Genomic DNA, 18,330 nt, shown 5'->3' on the forward strand with positions numbered 1-18,330 from the left:
TCATCAGCTTGTTGGCGACATAATAATCCTCCGTCATCAACTGGCCGGACACGTAGAAAGCGACGCTGTCCGGGCCATGGCGATCGATGGCATCGCGAAACTTGCGCGCCACCAGGTCCAGCGCCCTGTCCCAACTGGCGCGCTTCTGCCCGATCATCGGATGCAGCAGGCGGCCGTTCAGCCCGACCGTCTCGCCCAGATGCGTCCCCTTCGAACAAAGCCGCCCGCCATTGGCCGGATGCGCGTCATCGCCCCTGATCGCGGCGGATCGCGGCCCGGTCTGCGTCGCCACGATGCCGCACCCCACCCCGCAATAGGCGCATGTGGTGCGGATGGCCTGCGCCATCAGGCCGCCGCCTGCATCGCGGACGGACGCGCAATCAGGATGCGGTCGCCTTCCATCCGCACGGCAATGGTGGGCGTGCACCCCTCGTCATTGCCCTGCGCCTCACCGGTTTTCAGTGCGATGTTCCAGTTGTGCAGCGGGCAGGTCACGCTATGCCCGTGAACGATGCCCTGGCTGAGCGGCCCCTTCTTGTGCGGACATTCATTGACCAGCGCAAAGACATGGTCGTCCCCGGCGCGGAACACGGCAATGTCCTTTTCCCCGCCAATCTGCACCGTCCGGGCCCCGCGCACCGGAATGTCGGCCAGCGTACCGATGTCGATCCATTGCGTCATGATCTTACTCCGCTGCGATGGAAATGGGGGCGATGGGCTGATGCAGTTCGGCATGCTGCCCCGCGACGCGCTCGGCCCACGGATCGTCCTGCGAAAAGCTCTGCGAATAGAGAAAGCGGCCACGCAATGCTTCGCGGCCTGCATCATCCTCCACGATGCGCTGCCTGACATAATCGACGCCGACCCGCTCGATCCACGGCGCGGTGCGCTCCAGATAGCGCGCCTCTTCCCGGTACAGCTGGATAAAGGCGGCGCAATAATCCAGCGCCTCCTGCTCAGTCGCGACCTTGCACAGGAAATCGGTGGCGCGAACATGGATGCCGCCATTGCCCCCGACATGCAGTTCGTAACCGGAATCGACGCAGACGATGCCGAAATCCTTGATCGTGGCTTCCGCACAATTGCGGGGACATCCCGACACGGCGATCTTGAACTTGTGGGGCATCCACGATCCCCAGGTCATGCGTTCGGTCTTCACGCCCAGGCCGGTGGAATCCTGCGTGCCGAACCGGCACCATTCGCTGCCGACGCATGTTTTCACGGTGCGCAGCGATTTGCCATAGGCATGGCCCGACACCATCCCCGCCGCGTTCAGATCCGCCCACACCGCGGGCAGGTCTTCGCCCCTGATCCCGAAAATATCCAGCCGCTGCCCGCCGGTCACTTTCACCATCGGCGCGTTATATTTTTCGACGACGTCGGCGATCGCCCGCAATTCGCGCGGGTTGGTCAGCCCGCCCCACATGCGCGGCACAACCGAATAGGTGCCGTCCTTCTGAATATTGGCGTGCGTCCGTTCATTGACGAAACGGCTCTGCTGATCGTCCCGATATTCGCCGGGCAGCGCGCACAGCAGATAATAGTTGAGCGCCGGGCGACAGGATGCACAGCCATCGGGTGTCGTCCAGTGCAGCCACTGCATCACTTCGGGGATGGATCGCATATCCTGCGCCACGATTTCGCGACGCACATCGTCATGGGTGAAGCTGGTGCATTTGCACATCGTCTTCGGCCCGGACTGGACGTCGTCCCCCAATGTCAGCGCCAGCAGATTTTCGACGATCCCGGTGCAGCTGCCGCAACTGGCCGATGCCTTGCACGTCGCGCGCACCGCGTCCACGCTGTTGGCGCCTGCCGTGATGCACGCTACGACCTGCCCTTTGTTCACGCCGTTGCAACCGCAAATCTCGGCATCGTCCGAGAGCGCCGCAACGGCCGCCTTAGGGTCCAGCGCGCCGCCTCCCGCGGCGAAACCCTGCCCGAAAATCAGCAGGTCGCGGATGTCGGACACATTTTCCTCCCGCTTCAACAGGTCGAAATACCATCCGCCATCGACGGTATCGCCATAAAGGACCGCGCCGACGATCCGGTCATCCTTCACCACGACCCGTTTGTAGACGCCCCGCGATGCGTCGCGCAGCACGATGTCCTCACAGCCGGCGCCGCCCGAAAAATCGCCGGCCGAAAACACGTCCAGCCCCGCGACCTTCAGCTTGGTCGACGTGACCGATCCCTTATAGCCGCTATGCCGGTCCGTCAGGCCGTCCGCCAGGCTGCGGCACATGTCCCACAGCGGCGCGACCAGGCCATAGACATTGCCGTCATGTTCGACACATTCGCCGACCGCCAATATCGCCGGGTCGCTGGTGACCATATGATCGTCGACGCGAATACCGCGATTGACGTCCAGCCCCGCTTCACGCGCCAGCGCGGTCGACGGGCGGATGCCCACCGCCATCACGACAAGGCTGGCGGGGATTTCGCGCCCGTCCTTCAGGCGAACGCCCTCGACCTTGCCGTCGCCATAGATTGCTTGGGTGTTGGCGCCGGTCAGGATGGTCTGGCCCCGCGCCTCCAGCGCCGATTTCAACAACCAGCCCGCCGCTTCGTCCAGCTGCCGCTCCATCAGCGTGTCCATCAAATGGATTACCGTCACCTTCATGCCGCGCAGGGTCAGGCCATGCGCCGCCTCCAGCCCCAGCAGCCCGCCGCCGATCACGACCGCGTCCCCGCCCCTGCCTGCCGCGTCCAGCATGGCGTCGACATCCTTCATGTCGCGGAAACTGATGACGCCGGGCAGATCCTTGCCGGGCACGGGAATGATGAAGGGATCGGAACCGGTGGCGATCAACAGCCTGTCATAATGGACGCTGCGGCCGCTCTGCGCCGTCACCCGCCTGGCGCTGCGGTCGATGCCGGTCACCGGGTCGCCCGCGATCAGCTCGATGCCGTTATCGCCATACCAGTCCCAGTCGTTGATGACGATGTCGCCAAACGTCTTTTCCCCCGCCAGCACCGGCGACAACATGATCCGGTTATAGTTCACATAGGGTTCGGCGCCGAAAATCGTGACACGGTATCGCCCTGCGTCGCGCGCCAGCAATTCCTCCACGGCGCGACAGCCCGCCATGCCATTGCCCACCACGACCAGATGTTCGCGCACATCGTCCATCGGCACCAGCGGGTCTTCGCTAATGTCTACGGCGCCGTCCGCTGCATTCTGGGCCAACCCGCTCTGGGCCAACCCGCTCTGGGCGATCCCGTTGCATGCCAGATCTTCCTGCAATTCCATCCCCGTCACTCCGGAAAAACAAAAAAAGCCGCCATCCGGACCTCCGGGGCGTTGATCCCGAAAGTCTGGATGGCGGCTTTGCCATCAAATGGTGCCTTGACGGTTCCACCCTGAACCATCGCGGCGTTGTGATGCAGGGCATCCTTGCCCCTTGGTCGTCAGCTTATGGGGAATCGCCCGACGGCTCAAGCGATTCCTGTCTTTTGTTTTCAATCAGATGGCCCAGTCGGCCTGTACCCACAATTTTTCCGTATCGGTCGCCATGGCGCGCGCATCATAATGGGCGTAGCGGACCGACAATGCCGTGCGGCCCAGCTTCGCCGACGCCAGCAGATCGATTTCATTGCCATAATGCTGGTTCAGCCGGTCGCTGTCGAACCGGTGCCAGCTGGCGGACAGGGCTAGGGCGCTGAGCGGCCCCATCTGTTTCCAGCCATAGCCGCCCCCGACATACAGGTCGCGTATGCCATTGGCGGGTGTCGTCAGGAACTTGTCGGCCCAGCCCTGAAATTTGAAATTGGTGCCCAGCGGCGTCTGGAAACTGGTGAAGGGCAGACCACTGCTCGCGCCCAGCACTTCATAGCCGCCGTTGAGCTTCCACCCCCGCACGTCCAGCGTCGCGTCCGCCAGCCAGTAATCGGCACGATAATCATTGGGATTGCGATGGTAATCGGACTGACGCGCGTGGCTCAGCTGATAACTCACCCTGACCGCCCCGGTCAGCGACTGCGCACCCGCCAGACGCAGGCCATAGGTCTGGCTCGACTGGCGAAACTTCTGCACAACCGCTTCATCCTGATCGACCAGATAGGCAAAGCTGGTCAGCGTGCCGATGGGCGTCGCATAGGACAGGTTGGCCAATATATTGTCGCCGCCGACGGCCTGTTGCCGCGCACCCGTCCCCTGAAATCCCCAGATGGTCCGCGCGCTCCATGCATAGGCGACCTCGATTTTCAGCCCCTTTGCCGGGGTCAGTTCGGCCCGCACCGCATCGAACGTCTGGCCATTGTCGCGAAAGCCCACATTGCCGACGAAGCGTTCGTCATCCAGCATGATTTTTTGCCGCCCGGCCGTCATGGTCAGCGCCTTGGTCCGATATTGCAGCTGCGCGATGTAAAGCGCGACATTCTGCGGATCGGCGATAATCGGCCGCGTCGCCGCACCGTTCACTCCGTCATAATAATCGTCGACCAGCGCCAATGTGCCCTGCCCCACAAGCGTTATGGACATTGCGCCGCTGCTGGCGCTCACCCCGGCGCGGGCGCGGACGGTCAGGGCGTCGGCCTTTTCCATCGGCAATCCCGCCTGATCGGCATGTTCGTAGCGCAGCCGCGCTTCGGCAACCGGCTTGACGATGATGTCCTGCGCGCAGGCAGGCGTCGCGACGGCCAGAATGGCCGCCGATGCGATAAGATGGTTCACGGAACATGCCCCCCTTTGGCATCCGTTATCGGTTGGAGCATTTCACCGTCATCCAGAGCCGACAACGGCTCGCAAAATGCGGCAAACAAAAGATATTTAGCGCATGATCCGACCCTATTGGATCAGACGATGGTCTATGCGTCTTCAGCTGTCCGCATGTGTCGATCCATCGGACGATCCCGTCCGCTTCGACAATGCTTCGGAATGAAAAGAGGCGGCGACACGGCGCCGCCGCCCGTCCCTGCCCGTTCAGATCCGCGCGCCGCTGCTCCAGCCCGCGCGCCATTTCGCCTTGACCAGCGTCAGGCCCATCAGGGCGATCAGCGCCAGCCCGGCAAAGATCAGGAAGCCCGGCGCAAAGCTGCCGGTCATTTGCTTCGCAAGGCCCAGCGAACTGGCGAGGTAGAAACCACCCACGCCGCCCGCCATGCCGACCAGCCCGGTCATCACGCCGATTTCAGCCTGAAATCGCTGCGGCACCAGCTGGAACACCGATCCATTGCCCGTCCCCAGCGCCAGCATCGCCAGCACGAACAGGCCGAGCGCGCCGCCCAATGTAGTCGCAAAACCGACTCCGGCCAGCGCCAGCGCGGCCACGACATAAACCATCGACAATGCCTTCACCCCGCCGATCCGGTCGGCCAGCGCCCCACCCATCGGCCGCACCAGCGACCCGGCGAAAACGCATGCCGCCGTGCAATAGCCCGCGACGATCGGCGTCAAACCGAACTGATCGGTGAAGTAGATCGGCAACGACGCGGCCAGCCCGACGAACCCGCCGAACGTCACCGCGTAAAAGGCCATCAGCCACCACGCATCCGCCTGTTTCAGCGGTTCGAAATAGTCGATCATCCGCTTGGGCGCGGGCGCGCCGGGCGCATCCTTCGCCATCAGCATATAGGCGACGAAGATGATGGCGAGCGGAATGCAGGCAAGGCCCAGCACCGCGTTCCACCCGAATATATTCGCGAGGACCGGCGCGAACAGCGACGCCAGCACCGTGCCCGAATTACCCATGCCGGCAAGGCCCATCGCCTTGCCCTGATGTTCGGGCGGATACCAGCGGCTGGCGAGCGGCAGGGCGATGGCGAAACTGGCCCCGGCAAATCCCAATATGACGCCCAGCGCCAGCGTACCGCCAAAGCTGTTCACGCCCAGCGCCCATGCCGTGAACAGCCCGGCGATGACGATCAACTGGCTGATCGCGCCCGACAGCTTCGGCCCGATCCGGTCGACCAGCAGGCCGTTCACCACGCGCAGGAACGCGCCCGCCAGCGTGGGCGTGGCCACCATCAGCCCCTTTTCCGCAGGCGTCAGCATCAGCGTCTTCGAAATCATCGGGGCCAGCGGCCCCAGCAGCACCCACACCATGAAGGCAAGGTCGAAATAGAGAAAGGCGGCGATCAGAGTCGGCGCATGACCGGCCTTCCAGAAGCTGGTCGCGGGTACGGGCGCATCGCCCTCCCTTTCACGGTCCCAATAAGCGGTTGCCATTGCGTGTCCCCCAATAAACGGAAAATGGACATGAAAAAAGCCGCAGCCCGGACGTTACCTGTCGGTAAATCCGGTCAGCGGCTTTGCTGCGAAATATGGAGAGGATGGCGATCCCACCCTTGGGACAGCACATCCATGTAAGGCGCGCTTCGTCGCGCGACTCCTATATCATCAGGCAGAATGCATCATGTTGCAAGGCACAAATTTGCGCGCAAATTCAACGCGTCGGCGCAAATCCCGCCAGATAGTCCGCGATGCGTTCGGGGTCGAACACCCGGCCGTCGAAAAACCGGTCCGGCCCCAGCGTCAATTCGCCCCGGCGCGATCCTACCGCCAGCGGCAATTCGACCGCGCCTTCCACCTTCATGCTGGCGCCGGGCATGGCGACGTCGCTATCCGCCAGCGCGCGGCGGTAGATGTCGGGCCGGAATACCGCCCCCGCCTTTGCCGCCGTCGCCTCGTCATGCTCCACCATGTTCCACCGCACCAGCTGGGAATAGATCCACAGCGCCTGACTGCGCCACGGAAAGGGGGTTGCTTCGCGGGCGAACAGCATGAAATCGGGATTGGCGACCGGCGCCTCCCCTGCCCGCGCGACGATCCGCCCGGACAGGGCGCGCCCGATCAGTTCGGCGGGCTGGTCGACATAATGCGGGTCGGACAGCAGGTCGGACAGCGCGTCATGATTGGCAGGATCATCGCACCACAGCGCCGATCGCGCCAGCGCGCGCAACAGCCGATCGACCGGTTCGGGATTGTCCGCCAGCCATGATTCGCGGAACGCCAGCACCTTTTCCACGCCGCGCCGCCAGATCCGCTCGCCAATCGCGACCACCTCGGCCAGCCCGGCCTCCACCGCCGCGCTGCCCCATGGCTCGCCCGCGATAAAGCCGTCAATCTCTCCCGCCCGCATCGCCTCCACCGTCAGCGACGGCGGCAATACGCGCAATATGACATCGCGGTCGGGATCGATGCCCGCGCTGGCCAGCCAGTATCGCAACATCAGCGCGTGGCTGGAAAAACGATGCACCACGCCGATCACCGGCTTGCGCCGCCACAGGCCGATGGCCGCGGCGAAATCATGCGCGGTGCCCAGCGGGTCGTTCAGGCGGGCGGCGACATCGGGTTCCAGCGCGCGGGCGAAATCGCTTGCCATCACCACCATCTTGCCATTGACGCCCATCTTGCACGGCGCGGCGAGCGCGGCGGGCTGCTGGCTCAGGCCCAGAGTCACCGCGACGGCCAGCGGCGCCAGCATCTGCGCGGCATGAACCTGACCATAGACCAGCCGGTCACGCAGCGTCGCCCAGCTGGTCGTGCGGATCAGGTCCAGGTTCAGCCCCTCTTCCTCCGCAAAGCCCCGTTCATGCGCGGCGATCAGCACGGCGGCATCGGTCAGCGGCAGAAAGGCGATCTTCAGGTCGGTCTTCATAGCCCTCCTCCCAACAAATCGCTGGCGGTGATCAGCGCCTGCGCCACTTCCACGATCTTCTTGCCCTGATTCATCGCGCTCGACCGCAACAGTGCATAGGCATCCTGTTCGCTCAGGCCCCGCTGGTTCATCAGGATCGATTTCGCCCGGTCGATCACCTTGCGGTCGTTAAGGGCGGTGCGCGCTTCTTCCAGTTCGCTTTGTATCCGGGCAAAGGCATTGAAGCGCCGCACCGCCAGTTCCAGCACCGGCTTCACCCGTTCCTTGCGCAGGCCGTCGACGACATAGGCCGATACGCCCGCATCGATCGCCGCGCCGATCATCGCTTCGTCGGACTGGTCCACGAACATGGCGATCGGCCGGGCCAGCGCGCGGCTGACCGTCAGCATTTCTTCCAGCGTATCGCGGCTGGGGCTGCCCAGGTCCATCAACACGACATCGGGCGCCATGCGTTCCAGCCGCGCGACGAAAGCCCCGCGCGGCGGCACGATATGAATATCGTCATAGCCTGCATCGCGCAGCCCTTCTTCAAGGACCGTCGCCCGCAGACCACTATCGTCGATAATGACAATGCGCATCGTCGCCCCTTCAGGGGTGATCCTTGCCGCACCGGGGCGGACCGCGTCAACGCCGCGCGGGACGAACCCGTATTAAAAAATGGTCGGGCAGCCCTGCGACGTTCGGTTGCCCACCCCCGCCTGCATGCTCCGCTTAAACCATCGCCTGCGTCAGCGCGCTGGCGGCCAGCGCGATTGCGCCCAGCGGCCCCGCCTGCCCGCCCAGCGCGGGCGCGACGACATAATGGCCGGGGTCGGGCAAGGGCATATAGCCGTTCAGGCTGTCGAGCAGCGCCGCATTGATGCGCGACATCAGATGCGGCTGACCGCTCAGCACGCCGCCGCCCATGGCGATGCGCATCGGGCCGGTGGTGCATACCAGCGCATGCGCCATGTTGGCGAGCGTATCGACGATCGGCGCCCATACCGGGTCGTCCGGCCCGACATCGGCGGGCGCGCGCCCGTTCAGTCGCCTGCCCAGCGCAGGCCCGGACGCCCGCCCTTCCACGCAATCGGGGTGATAGGGGCATGTGCTCGCCACATCGTCGCCGGGGTATCGGGGCACGCGGATATGGCCGATTTCGCTATGGCCGATGCCGCGCGTCGGCGCGCCATGCACGATCAGGCCCACGCCAACCCCGGTGCCCACCGTCACATAGGCGAAATCGTGCAGCCCCCGGCCGCTGCCCCACCGCATTTCCGCCATGGCCGCGCCATTGACGTCGGTGTCGAACGCGGCGGGCACGTCGAACGCCCCTGCCAGCGTGCCGACGATGTCGGCGTCGGGCCAGCCCGGCTTGGGCGTCGCCAGCATATGGCCATAGCGGGGCGATTGCGGGTTCAGATCGACCGGGCCGAAGGACGCGATGCCCAGCGCCGCAAAGCCGCCCTGTTCATCCCATTCGCGCAATATGGCCAGAATGGCGGGCAGCGTTTCTTCCGGACGGGTGGTCGGCACCACCCGCTGGTCCGATATGGCGTCGGGACCGGTGCCCAATATGCATACGCATTTGGTGCCCCCCAGCTCGACGCCGGCAAGGGGGCGACCGGACGGGATGGCGATGTCGGCGAAGGGATCAGGCACGGGCAGGCTTTACCATGTCGGACGAAACAACGATCAAGACACCATAATCCCCCTGCCGCGCAAGAGCGGCGCCCTTCCCTCTTCCCACATTTTTTCTCCCTTTTGGCCCCGTCGCGGGGAGGATATAAAGCCATTGCGTCTCTGGACGGCAATTAATACATTAAATTGCATTATTCAATAACACATTCGGAATCATACCGATGCGGGGGGATGAATGACAGGTCAACAGGCAGGATCGGCGCATCTGGGCGCGGTCGTGGCGGCGGCACTGGCGGGGCTGCTGTTCGGGTTCGATACGGCGGTGATCGCGGGCGTGACCCATGCCCTGACGGACAGCTATGCACTCAGCCCGTCGGGCCTGGGCGCGGCCGTATCCGCCGCGCTGGTCGGCACGTTGGTCGGCGCGCTGGCGGCGGGCGTGCCGGGCGACCGCTATGGCAGCCGGACGGTGCTGATCTGGATCGGCATCGCCTATATCGTGTCCGCCATCGGCTGCGCGGCCAGCCCCAACCTGTCGCTGTTCATCGCCTTTCGCCTGCTGGGCGGGCTGGCCATCGGCGGATCGTCGGTGCTGGCGCCGGTCTATATCGCCGAAATCAGCCCGCCCGAACGGCGCGGCCGCCTCGTCGCCTCCTTTCAACTGAGCATCGTGGTGGGCATATTGGCCGCCTATCTCAGCAACGCGCTGATCGGCATCGCCTATGATGCGCCCGACATGTGGCGGTTGAAGCTGGGCGTGGCGGCCATTCCCGCCTGCCTGTTCCTGCTGTTGCTGCTGCGCATTCCCGACAGCCCGCGCTGGTTGTTGCAAAAGGGGCGGGTCGACGATGCGCGCCGGGCCTTTACGCGGCTGGCCATGCCCGACGCCGACCGGCTGATGGCGGATGCGTCCACGGCCGATACGGCGACCGGGCAGGAAAAGCTGTCATGGTCCGCGCACCGCAAGCCCATATTGCTGGCCATCGCCATCGCCGCCTTCAACCAGCTGTCAGGCATCAACGCGATCCTTTATTATCTGGGCGATATTTTCGCGATGGCGGGCTTCGACAGCCTGTCGGCGGATCTGCAATCGGTGGCGATCGGCATCGCCAATCTTTTCGCGACGCTGATCGGCATGATGCTGATCGACCGGGCGGGCCGCCGCCTGCTGCTGCTGATCGGCGCGGCGGGCACGGCGATCGCACTGGCCGGGGTTGCGACCATCTACACGCTGGACCGGGGACAGGCGCTGCTGTTGCCGATGCTGGTGGGGTTCATCCTGTTCTTCGCCGTGTCGCAGGGCGCGGTCATCTGGGTCTATCTGTCCGAAATCTTTCCCACGGCCGTCCGCGCGCGCGGACAGTCGCTGGGCAGCGCGGTGCACTGGGGCCTCAACGCCATCATCGCCTTCGGCTTTCCCATCGTGGCGCAGGGATCGCGCGCCATGCCATTCTGGCTGTTTGCCATCGCCATGCTGGTGCAACTGCTGGTGGTGTGGCGATATTTCCCAGAAACGCGCGGCACCCGGCTGGAAGACGGCATCGGCCCATTGACCGGAGAAGTCCGGCATGGGAAGCCGCATCATGACGACCATGCGCATTGATGCCGGGATCAGGATAGGAATATGACCAAAGCATCCCACCATCCGCGCCTGTCGGGCACCAATCTGGAACGGGCGGCGGACCATAATCAGCGCATCACGCTGCACGCCATTCGGGTGGGCGGGCTGCTGACGCGGGTGGAACTGGCGCGTATCACCGGCCTGACCGCCCCCGCCATCGCCAACATCATCAAACGGCTGTTGCAGGACGGCCTGATCGAGGAAGCGGGGCAAAGGCGCGGCGGACGTGGACAGCCGCCCACGAAACTCGTCATCCGTGCCGACGCCTGCTATTCCATCGGCGTCAATATCGACCGCGATCACATCACCATCCTGCTGGTCGATTTCGCCGGCAATGTGCTGGCGCGGGTCAGCCAGAATATCGATTATGCCCTGCCGCCTCAGGTCCGCGCGCTCTATCACGACTCGATCGACGGCATGGTGAAAAATGCGGGGATCGACCCGGCCAAGATCGTGGGCATCGGCGTCGCCGTGCCCGACGATCTGGGGTCGGTCGACCTGCCCGGCCGCCCGGCCAGCTATGGCGAATGGAACAGTGTTCAGATGACCACGCTGTTTTCCGGCCCGCACGGCCCGCCGGTCTTCGTGGAAAATGACGCCGCCGCCGCCGCCATGGGCGAAATGCAGCTGGGCATGGGCCAGCGGGTGAACAGCTTCTTCTACATCCTGATTTCGTCGGGCCTTGGCGGCGGCCTCGTCCTCGACGGCAATTATGTGCGCGGGGCCAATGGGCGCAGCGGCGAAATCGGCTTCATGCAGGCGCATCGCGTGGGCGGCGGCGCGGATGCGCAGCTTCAGAATATCGTGTCCCTTTCCGCCCTGTCCAAGGCGCTGGAGGAAGAAGGCTTCACGCTGGCGGATGCCTTCGACGGCGATGTGCCGAACGCCGCGGCCTGTGCCGATCGCTGGATCGACATGGCGGCACGGCAGCTGGTGGAGCCGCTCGCCGCCGTCAACTGCCTCGTCAACCCGGCCGCTGTGCTGGTGGGCGGTCGCCTGCCCGCTACGCTGGTGGAAATGCTGGCGGAACGGGCCAATGCGCATTTGCAGGGCCTTGCCGATCATCTGCCCGCCCTCGCCCCGGTGGCGCGCGCGACCCTGTCCGAAGACGCGCCCGCCATGGGCGCGGCCATCCTGCCCTTCAGCCATTTCCTGCTGCCAAAGCCCGGCGCCCTGTGGAAGGTGCAGGGCAACGTAGCAATGGATGTGGCGGGGTGATTGCTCTGGCCTGAACCGTTCGGCCTGAACCGAACGGACTGAGCGTTTGCGCTACCCCTGCCGGTCGAAGGACGGCGGGCGGTTCTGCGGCGCGGTGCCGAAACGGGAAGGCTCCGCCCCCATCTCGAACGCCAGTTCCCCGCCCTGCACCAGATCGGCGTGGCTGATCCAGTTGCGATCATGCGGGCGGCCGTTCCAGCGCACCGATTGCACATAGGGCCGGTCCGGCCCGTTGCCGGTCGCCTTCACGCTCAACCGGCGGCCGTTGCCAAGGTCCACGCTCGCCTCATCGAACAGCGGCGATCCCAGCACATAAAGCGCGCTCACCGGATCGACCGGATAAAATCCCAGCGCGCTCAGCACGAACCATGCGCTCATCTGGCCGCAATCGTCATTGCCGATCACGCCGTCGGGCGCGGCCTTGTACATCTGCGTCAACAGGCGGCGCACCATCGCCTGCGTCTTATGCGGCGCGCCGCAATAGGCGTAGAGATAGGCGGCATGCTGGTCCGGCTCATTGCCATGGGCATATTGGCCGACGAGACCGCTGATGTCGGGCGGCGCATTGTCGGGCAGGGTCGAGGGCGCGTTGAAGAAAGCGTCCAGCTTCTTTTCGAACGCGCTGTCGCCGCCGAAATGGTCGATCATGCCATAGACATCATGCTGCGTCAGGAATGTCGCCTGCCAGCCATTGGCCTCCGTATAGTCGCGATGACGCTTGGGGTCGTGGCCAATCTGAATCGGATCATAATCCTGCCACCAGCTGCCATCGGCAAAGCGCGGCCGGGCGAAGCCGATCTTCGGATCGATGACGTTGCGGTAGTTGCGGCTGCGCGCCTTCAGCGTCAAGGCATCTTCGGCCGCGCCCGCCGCCTGCGCCAGCCGCGCCATCGCCCAGTCGTCATAGGCATATTCCTGCGTGCGGCTGACCGACTCCCAGATTTTATCGGCCGGGATATAGCCAAGGTCGTAATAGAAACCGCGCCCCAATGTGCTGTCGATGTCGGGCATGGTGCGGTCGAACGCGCGGCGGCGGATATTGGGCCATGCGGCGGCATAGTCGGCCTTTATCCCCTTGGCCTGCGCTTCGGCCAGCACCGACACCGCATGCCATCCGATCATGCAGCCGGTTTCCTTGCCCTGCAACGGCCAGACCGGCGGACCATAGGGGCTTTCCTGCGTCTGGCGGATGAGGTCGCGGGTCATCATCGCGGCACGATCGGGCTGGATGATGGTCAGCAGCGGATGCAGCGCGCGATAGGTGTCCCACAGCGAATAGGCGGTGAAGGCCCGCTCGCCCTGCGGCAGGGTGTGGACCTTGCCATCCAGCCCCATGGTGCGCCCGTCGCGGTCGGTGAACAGCTGCGGCGCGAGCAGGCAATGATAGAGGGCGCTCGCCATGATCGTGCGCTGATCGGCGGTGCCGCCGCTGACGCTGACGCTGGACAGCTCCTTCGCCCAGGCCTTGCTCGCGGCGGCGCGGGCGGCATCGAAATGCCAGTCCGTCGCCTCGCCCGCCAGCGCGGCCTTTGCGCCTGCCACATCCACGGCGGAAATGCCGGTGCGGATCTGGATCGGGTCGCCGCCCGCTTCATCGAAGAAGAAGGCGACCTTCAGCCGCTGCCCCTTCGCCGCCTTCGCCCCCTTGGGCAGGGCCACGTCGCCATCGCCGAAAAATTCGACGCGATTGGGCTTGCGCGACAGTTGCAGCGCGAAATGGATATGCCGCCCCTGCGCCCAGCGAAACACCTGACGACTGCCGGTCAGCATGCCGTCCGCCGCCAGATCGAGCGAAGCGTTTTCGATGCGGATCGGCTCGTCGGGCTTTTCCTGTTTGCAATGGGCGAAATCGATCAGGATATGCCCCGCCCCCGCTGGGAAATGATAGCGGTGCAGCCCTGTGCGTTCCGTCACCGTCAGCTCCGCCAGCACCCCAGATTCCAGCTTCACCCGATAATAGCCCGGTTCGGCCACCTCATCGCTGAACCGCTGGCGATAGCCCTCGTCAGGCTTGCCCACCGCGCCGGGCGTCAGGTGCAGCGGCCCGCGCGTCGGCACCACCAGCACGTCCAGCATGTCGCCGATGCCGGTGCCCGACAGGTGCGTGTGGGAAAATCCCATGATCGACCCGTCATCGACATGATAGCCCGAACAGGCGTCCCATCCGGCATTGTTGGTGTCCGGCCCCAGCTGCACCATGCCGAACGGCATGGACGGTCCGGGGAAGGTGTGGCCATGGCCACCAGTGCCAACGAACAGGTCGGGCTTTGCGGCGGCGGTCGGCTGCGCAGCCGCGCGGATCGGCAGGGCAGCGCCCAGCGCAGCAACACCCGCCCCGGTCAGAAGCTGGCGGCGATTGGCGGTCAACATCGGCTTCTCTCCCCTTATGCGAAACGCTGCGCCAGCAGGGCGGGCCTGCGCCGTTCGATGTCCAGTATCAGGTCGCCGAACAGGCCATTGGCCCATGCGAACCAGCTGCGGGTGAACTTTGTCGGATCATCCTTGTGGAAGCTCTCATGCATGAAGCCGGTGCCGCCATGGGTCGCGCGCAGCCATGTGAGGCACTGGCGCAGCGTCGCATCATCGCTGCTGTTGAGCGCGCGGGTGATGATCGACATCGGCCAGATCATGTCCATGCCGATATGCGGGCCGCCTATGCCCTGCGCCGCTGACCCCTTGAAGAAATAGGGGTTGCGCTCGCTCCATGCCAGCGCAGCGGTCCGTTGCCACAACGGATCACCCCGGTCCGCCGCGCCCAGCAGCGGCAGGCCCGACAGGCTCGGCACATTGGCGTCGTCCATGAAAATGGCGTTGCCATAACCGTCCACTTCGAACGCCCAGACGCGCCCGCCCTGCCCATCGTCCATCTGGCCATGGGCTTTGAGCGCCGCATCCACTTCCGCCGCCAGCGCCGCGCAATCCTGCGCCGCCGCCGCATCGCCGCGCGCTTCGTTCAGCACCTGCGCCAGCATGCGCAGCGCCGACACCGCGAACAGGTTGGACGGGATCAGGAAGGGGTAGAGGCAGGCGTCGTCCGACGGGCGAAAGCCGGAATGGATGAGGCCCACCTTGCGCGTCGGCGCGCCATAGCCGTCGAACATCAGCGTTTCGGTCGGCGATTTATCCACCCGCTGGAAATGATAGGGACCGGGACCATCCTTGCGTTGTTGTTCGCGCAGCGTGGCGACCGCCATCGCCATCCCCTTCGCCCACAGCGCGTCGAACGGCGTCTTGTCCTTGGTCGCGGTCCAGTATGCGTGGGACAGGCGCATGGGGTAACAAAGGCTGTCTATCTCCCATTTCCGTTCGGCGACGCCCGGCTTCATGTCGGTCTTGTCACCGATCGCGGGCAGGCTGGACGATGCCGCCGGGTCTTTCATGAAGGCGTTGGCATAGGGATCGATCAGGATGCAGCGCGCCTGCCGTTGCAGCAGCCCGGTGAACAGGCGGCGCAGATCCGCGTCCCTGGGCGTCAGGTGGACATAGGTCTGCGCCTGCGCCGAACTGTCGCGCAGCCACATGGCGTCGATGTCCCCGGTGATGACGAAGGCGTCGACCTTGCCATCCACCGTCCCCACCTCGACCGTGGTGTCCAGCGTATTGGGATAGCAGTTTTCGAACAGCCAGCGCAGTTCCGGGTCGGCGATCTTCGCCTTCACCCGCGATATTTCGGCCTCCACCGCCCTGCTCGTGAAGCGGCGTTCGCCCTTTGGCGGGCGTTTGGACGGGAATGCGCTGGCACTGGCTGCACCGGGGGAGGGATGGGGGATGGTAGCGGCCAGTGCCAGCGCTCCGGCGCCGGTGATGACGTCGCGGCGCCGGAAACTCATGATGTCGATCCTCTCTTGTCGTCTTTTCTTATTTCGGCTTGCTCATGGAGAAAGGCGCATCGGCCTTGGCCGCGCCCCACGCCTTGTTGGGCTGCGCGCCCATGACGAAGCGCAGCGTGCCGCCCTTCTGCAATTCCTCGCGCGGCAGCCATGGCTTGTTCCACGCCTGCCCGTTCAGCGTCACCGACTGGATATAGACATTGGTGGCGCTGTTATTTTCCGCCTCCACCGTCAGCGTCTTGCCGCCCGGCATGGTCAGCGTCACGCGGCGGAACAGCGGGCTGCCGATCGCATACTGGCCGACCGTGGGCGTCACCGGATAGAAGCCCAGCGCGGAAAAGACATACCAGGCCGATGTCTGGCCATTATCCTCATCCCCCGGATATCCGTCGGGCGTCGGGGCATAGAGTTTGCGCATCACGTCGCGGACATGGCTCTGCGTCTTCCACGGCGTACCCGCCCAGTCATAAAGGTAGGTCATGTGCTGGATCGGCTGATTGCCATGCGCATATTGGCCCATGTCCACGATCTGCATTTCGCGGATTTCGTGGATCACCTGCCCATAATAGCTGTCGTCGAAGATCGGCGGCGTGGTGAAGATGCTGTCGAGCCGGTCGACGAACTTCGCGTCGCCACCCATCAGGTCGATCAGCCCCTGAACATCCTGCATCACCGACCAGCTATAATGGAGCGCATTGCCCTCCGTGAAGGCGTCGCCCCATTTGTACGGGCTGAAATTCGCGGACCACGACCCGTCCTTGTTGCGGCCGCGCATCCATCCGCTCTGCTGGTCATAGAGCTTGCGGAAATTCTGCGCGCGGGCGGCGTACAGCTTCGCGTCGGCCGTCTTGCCCAATTGCGCGGCGAGGCGCGACAGCGCGAAGTCCGCGGTCGCATATTCCAGCGTGCGGGCGGCATTTTCATTGATGCCGACATCATAGGGAACATAGCCAAGGTCGTTATAATATTCGACGCCCTCACGCCCCACGGCAGTCAGGGTCTTGCCCTTCGCATCGGTCGGGCGCCCCTTTGACGTCGTGGCGTTCTTGACCATCGCTTCATAGAGCGTGTTGACGTCGAATCCGCGCACGCCATTGGCATAGGCGTCGGCGATCAGGATCGCGCTGTTCGACCCGATCATGACGTTGCGATGGCCGGGGCTGGCCCATTCGGGCAGCCACCCCGATTGTTTGTAGGTGTTGACGAGGCCCTGCATGATCTCGCCATCCAGTTCCGGGTACATCAGCGCGAAAAAGGGGAAGACCGCGCGCCAGGTGTCCCAGAAACCATTGTCGGTATAAAGCGGGCCGGGATGCACCTTCCCGTCGTAGGGGCTGTAGTGGACCTGTTTCCCCTGCCCGTCTATCTCATGAAAAGCGCGGGGGAATTGCAGCATCCGGTAGAGCGCGGAATAGAAAGTCCGGCGGTTGTCGATGTCCCCATCCTCGACCCTGATCCGCTGAAATTCCTTTTCCCAGACCTGCTTGGCCTTCTCCTTCGTCGCGTCGAAACTGTCGCTGCCGACCTCGCTCTGCAAATTGCGCAGCGCCTGTTCCGCGCTGATGAAGGACGACGCGACCTTGACGCCGATCTGCTCGCCCTTTTGCGTCTTGAAACTGATCACCGCGCCGACATGATCGCCCTCGCGCTGCGCCGTGGCGCCGATCTTGCCGCTGCCGCCGTCCCATGTCTGGCCGGCCGTGAAGTCATGGTCGAACTGCGCCACGAAATAGTTGCGGAAATTGTCCGGCACCCCGCCCTTGTTGTTGCGGACATAGCCGGTGATGCGGCGGTTGGCCGCGTCGATCATCACCATCGATCCGCCGGCATAGGCGTCCAGCAGGATATGGGCCTCATCGCTTTGCGAGAAGGTGAAGCGGAACTGCGCGGCGCGGCTGGTGGGCGCGACCTCCGCCGTTACGTCATAGTCGGCGAGATAGACCTTGTAGCTATAGGGATGGCTTTCCTCCGCCTTGTGGCTGTACCAGGACGCGCGCTCCTCCTCCTTCACCTTCACCGCGCCGGTTTCGGCAAACAGGGCGAAGGCGGCATAATCGCCCATCCATGGGCTGGGCTGGTGCGTCTGCTTGATGCCGTTCAGCTTGTGCGCGTCATAGGTATAGCCCCAGCCATTGCCCATCTTGCCGGTCACCGGGGTCCAGAAATTCATGCCCCATGGCACGGCGACGGCGGGATAGGTGTTGCCGTAGGATAGTTCGTAACTGCTGTCCGTCCCCATCAGCGGGTTGGCAAGGTCGACCAGCGCAGGCGCCGCTTGCGACGCGCGCACATCAGACGCAGGCGCCGCTTGCGACGCGCGCCCATCACGCGCGGTTGGCTGCGCGGGTCCGCTCCCCTGCCCGCTCGCCACGCTGGTCATCGCCAGCAGGGATGCGCCCATGATCAGGCCCATGGCTCCGCGCAGTTTCGTCACGCTCAC

At 64.5% G+C, this 18,330-nt stretch carries 13 protein-coding genes; 2 read left to right on the forward strand and 11 right to left on the reverse strand.

The window, feature by feature from the left end; all coding sequences use genetic code 11:
- The 8 genes from ACOJSJ_RS06985 to ACOJSJ_RS07020 all read right to left on the reverse strand — a co-directional run.
- The coding region (locus ACOJSJ_RS06985; RefSeq protein ID WP_420144267.1) for a molybdopterin-dependent oxidoreductase at nucleotides 1-346 on the reverse strand (346 nt) is incomplete at its 3' end.
- On the reverse strand, nucleotides 346-681 hold the full coding sequence (gene nirD, locus ACOJSJ_RS06990) for a nitrite reductase small subunit NirD (protein ID WP_420144268.1): 336 nt from the start codon (nucleotides 679-681) through the stop codon (nucleotides 346-348). The genes nirD and ACOJSJ_RS06985, both read right to left, overlap by 1 nt.
- Before the next feature lie 4 nt (nucleotides 682-685).
- Nucleotides 686-3,133: a nitrite reductase large subunit NirB gene (nirB, locus tag ACOJSJ_RS06995; RefSeq protein ID WP_420144293.1), complete on the reverse strand. Its 2,448-nt coding sequence runs from the start codon at nucleotides 3,131-3,133 to the stop codon at nucleotides 686-688.
- A gap of 333 nt (nucleotides 3,134-3,466) precedes the next feature.
- On the reverse strand, nucleotides 3,467-4,675 hold the full coding sequence (locus tag ACOJSJ_RS07000) for a hypothetical protein (protein ID WP_420144269.1): 1,209 nt from the start codon (nucleotides 4,673-4,675) through the stop codon (nucleotides 3,467-3,469).
- A 249-nt stretch (nucleotides 4,676-4,924) separates the two neighbouring features.
- Nucleotides 4,925-6,169, reverse strand: coding sequence for a nitrate/nitrite transporter (locus ACOJSJ_RS07005; RefSeq protein WP_420144270.1), 1,245 nt, complete (start codon nucleotides 6,167-6,169; stop codon nucleotides 4,925-4,927).
- A gap of 217 nt (nucleotides 6,170-6,386) precedes the next feature.
- Nucleotides 6,387-7,601 (reverse strand): CmpA/NrtA family ABC transporter substrate-binding protein, encoded by a 1,215-nt coding sequence (locus ACOJSJ_RS07010; RefSeq protein ID WP_420144271.1) that lies wholly within the window; start codon nucleotides 7,599-7,601, stop codon nucleotides 6,387-6,389.
- On the reverse strand, nucleotides 7,598-8,179 hold the full coding sequence (locus tag ACOJSJ_RS07015; protein WP_420144272.1) for an ANTAR domain-containing response regulator: 582 nt from the start codon (nucleotides 8,177-8,179) through the stop codon (nucleotides 7,598-7,600). Before ACOJSJ_RS07015 ends, ACOJSJ_RS07010 begins: the two co-directional genes overlap by 4 nt.
- Before the next feature lie 133 nt (nucleotides 8,180-8,312).
- The gene (locus ACOJSJ_RS07020; protein ID WP_420144273.1) at nucleotides 8,313-9,242 is read right to left on the reverse strand and encodes an ROK family protein; all 930 of its coding nucleotides are present in this window, start codon (nucleotides 9,240-9,242) and stop codon (nucleotides 8,313-8,315) included.
- Between the two features lie 214 nt (nucleotides 9,243-9,456).
- On the opposite strand from ACOJSJ_RS07020, the gene ACOJSJ_RS07025 reads away from it, so the two are divergent.
- A complete protein-coding gene (locus ACOJSJ_RS07025) occupies nucleotides 9,457-10,824 on the forward strand; it encodes a sugar porter family MFS transporter (protein WP_420144274.1) in 1,368 nt (455 codons plus the stop codon).
- 21 nt (nucleotides 10,825-10,845) lie between these two features.
- Nucleotides 10,846-12,060: an ROK family transcriptional regulator gene (locus tag ACOJSJ_RS07030; RefSeq protein ID WP_420144275.1), complete on the forward strand. Its 1,215-nt coding sequence runs from the start codon at nucleotides 10,846-10,848 to the stop codon at nucleotides 12,058-12,060.
- A gap of 51 nt (nucleotides 12,061-12,111) precedes the next feature.
- Here the strand turns inward: ACOJSJ_RS07030 and ACOJSJ_RS07035 are convergent, their stop codons facing one another.
- From ACOJSJ_RS07035 to ACOJSJ_RS07045, 3 genes are read right to left on the reverse strand one after another with little or no spacing between them, the layout of a single operon-like run.
- On the reverse strand, nucleotides 12,112-14,430 hold the full coding sequence (locus ACOJSJ_RS07035) for a GH92 family glycosyl hydrolase (protein WP_420144276.1): 2,319 nt from the start codon (nucleotides 14,428-14,430) through the stop codon (nucleotides 12,112-12,114).
- 14 nt (nucleotides 14,431-14,444) lie between these two features.
- Nucleotides 14,445-15,890 (reverse strand): glycoside hydrolase family 125 protein, encoded by a 1,446-nt coding sequence (locus ACOJSJ_RS07040; protein WP_420144277.1) that lies wholly within the window; start codon nucleotides 15,888-15,890, stop codon nucleotides 14,445-14,447.
- A gap of 28 nt (nucleotides 15,891-15,918) precedes the next feature.
- Nucleotides 15,919-18,330, reverse strand: a complete 2,412-nt coding sequence (locus tag ACOJSJ_RS07045) for a GH92 family glycosyl hydrolase (protein WP_420144278.1) — start codon at nucleotides 18,328-18,330, stop codon at nucleotides 15,919-15,921.

It is taken from the genome of Sphingobium sp., from assembly GCF_048594625.1.
In the GTDB taxonomy this organism is placed as follows: domain Bacteria; phylum Pseudomonadota; class Alphaproteobacteria; order Sphingomonadales; family Sphingomonadaceae; genus Sphingobium.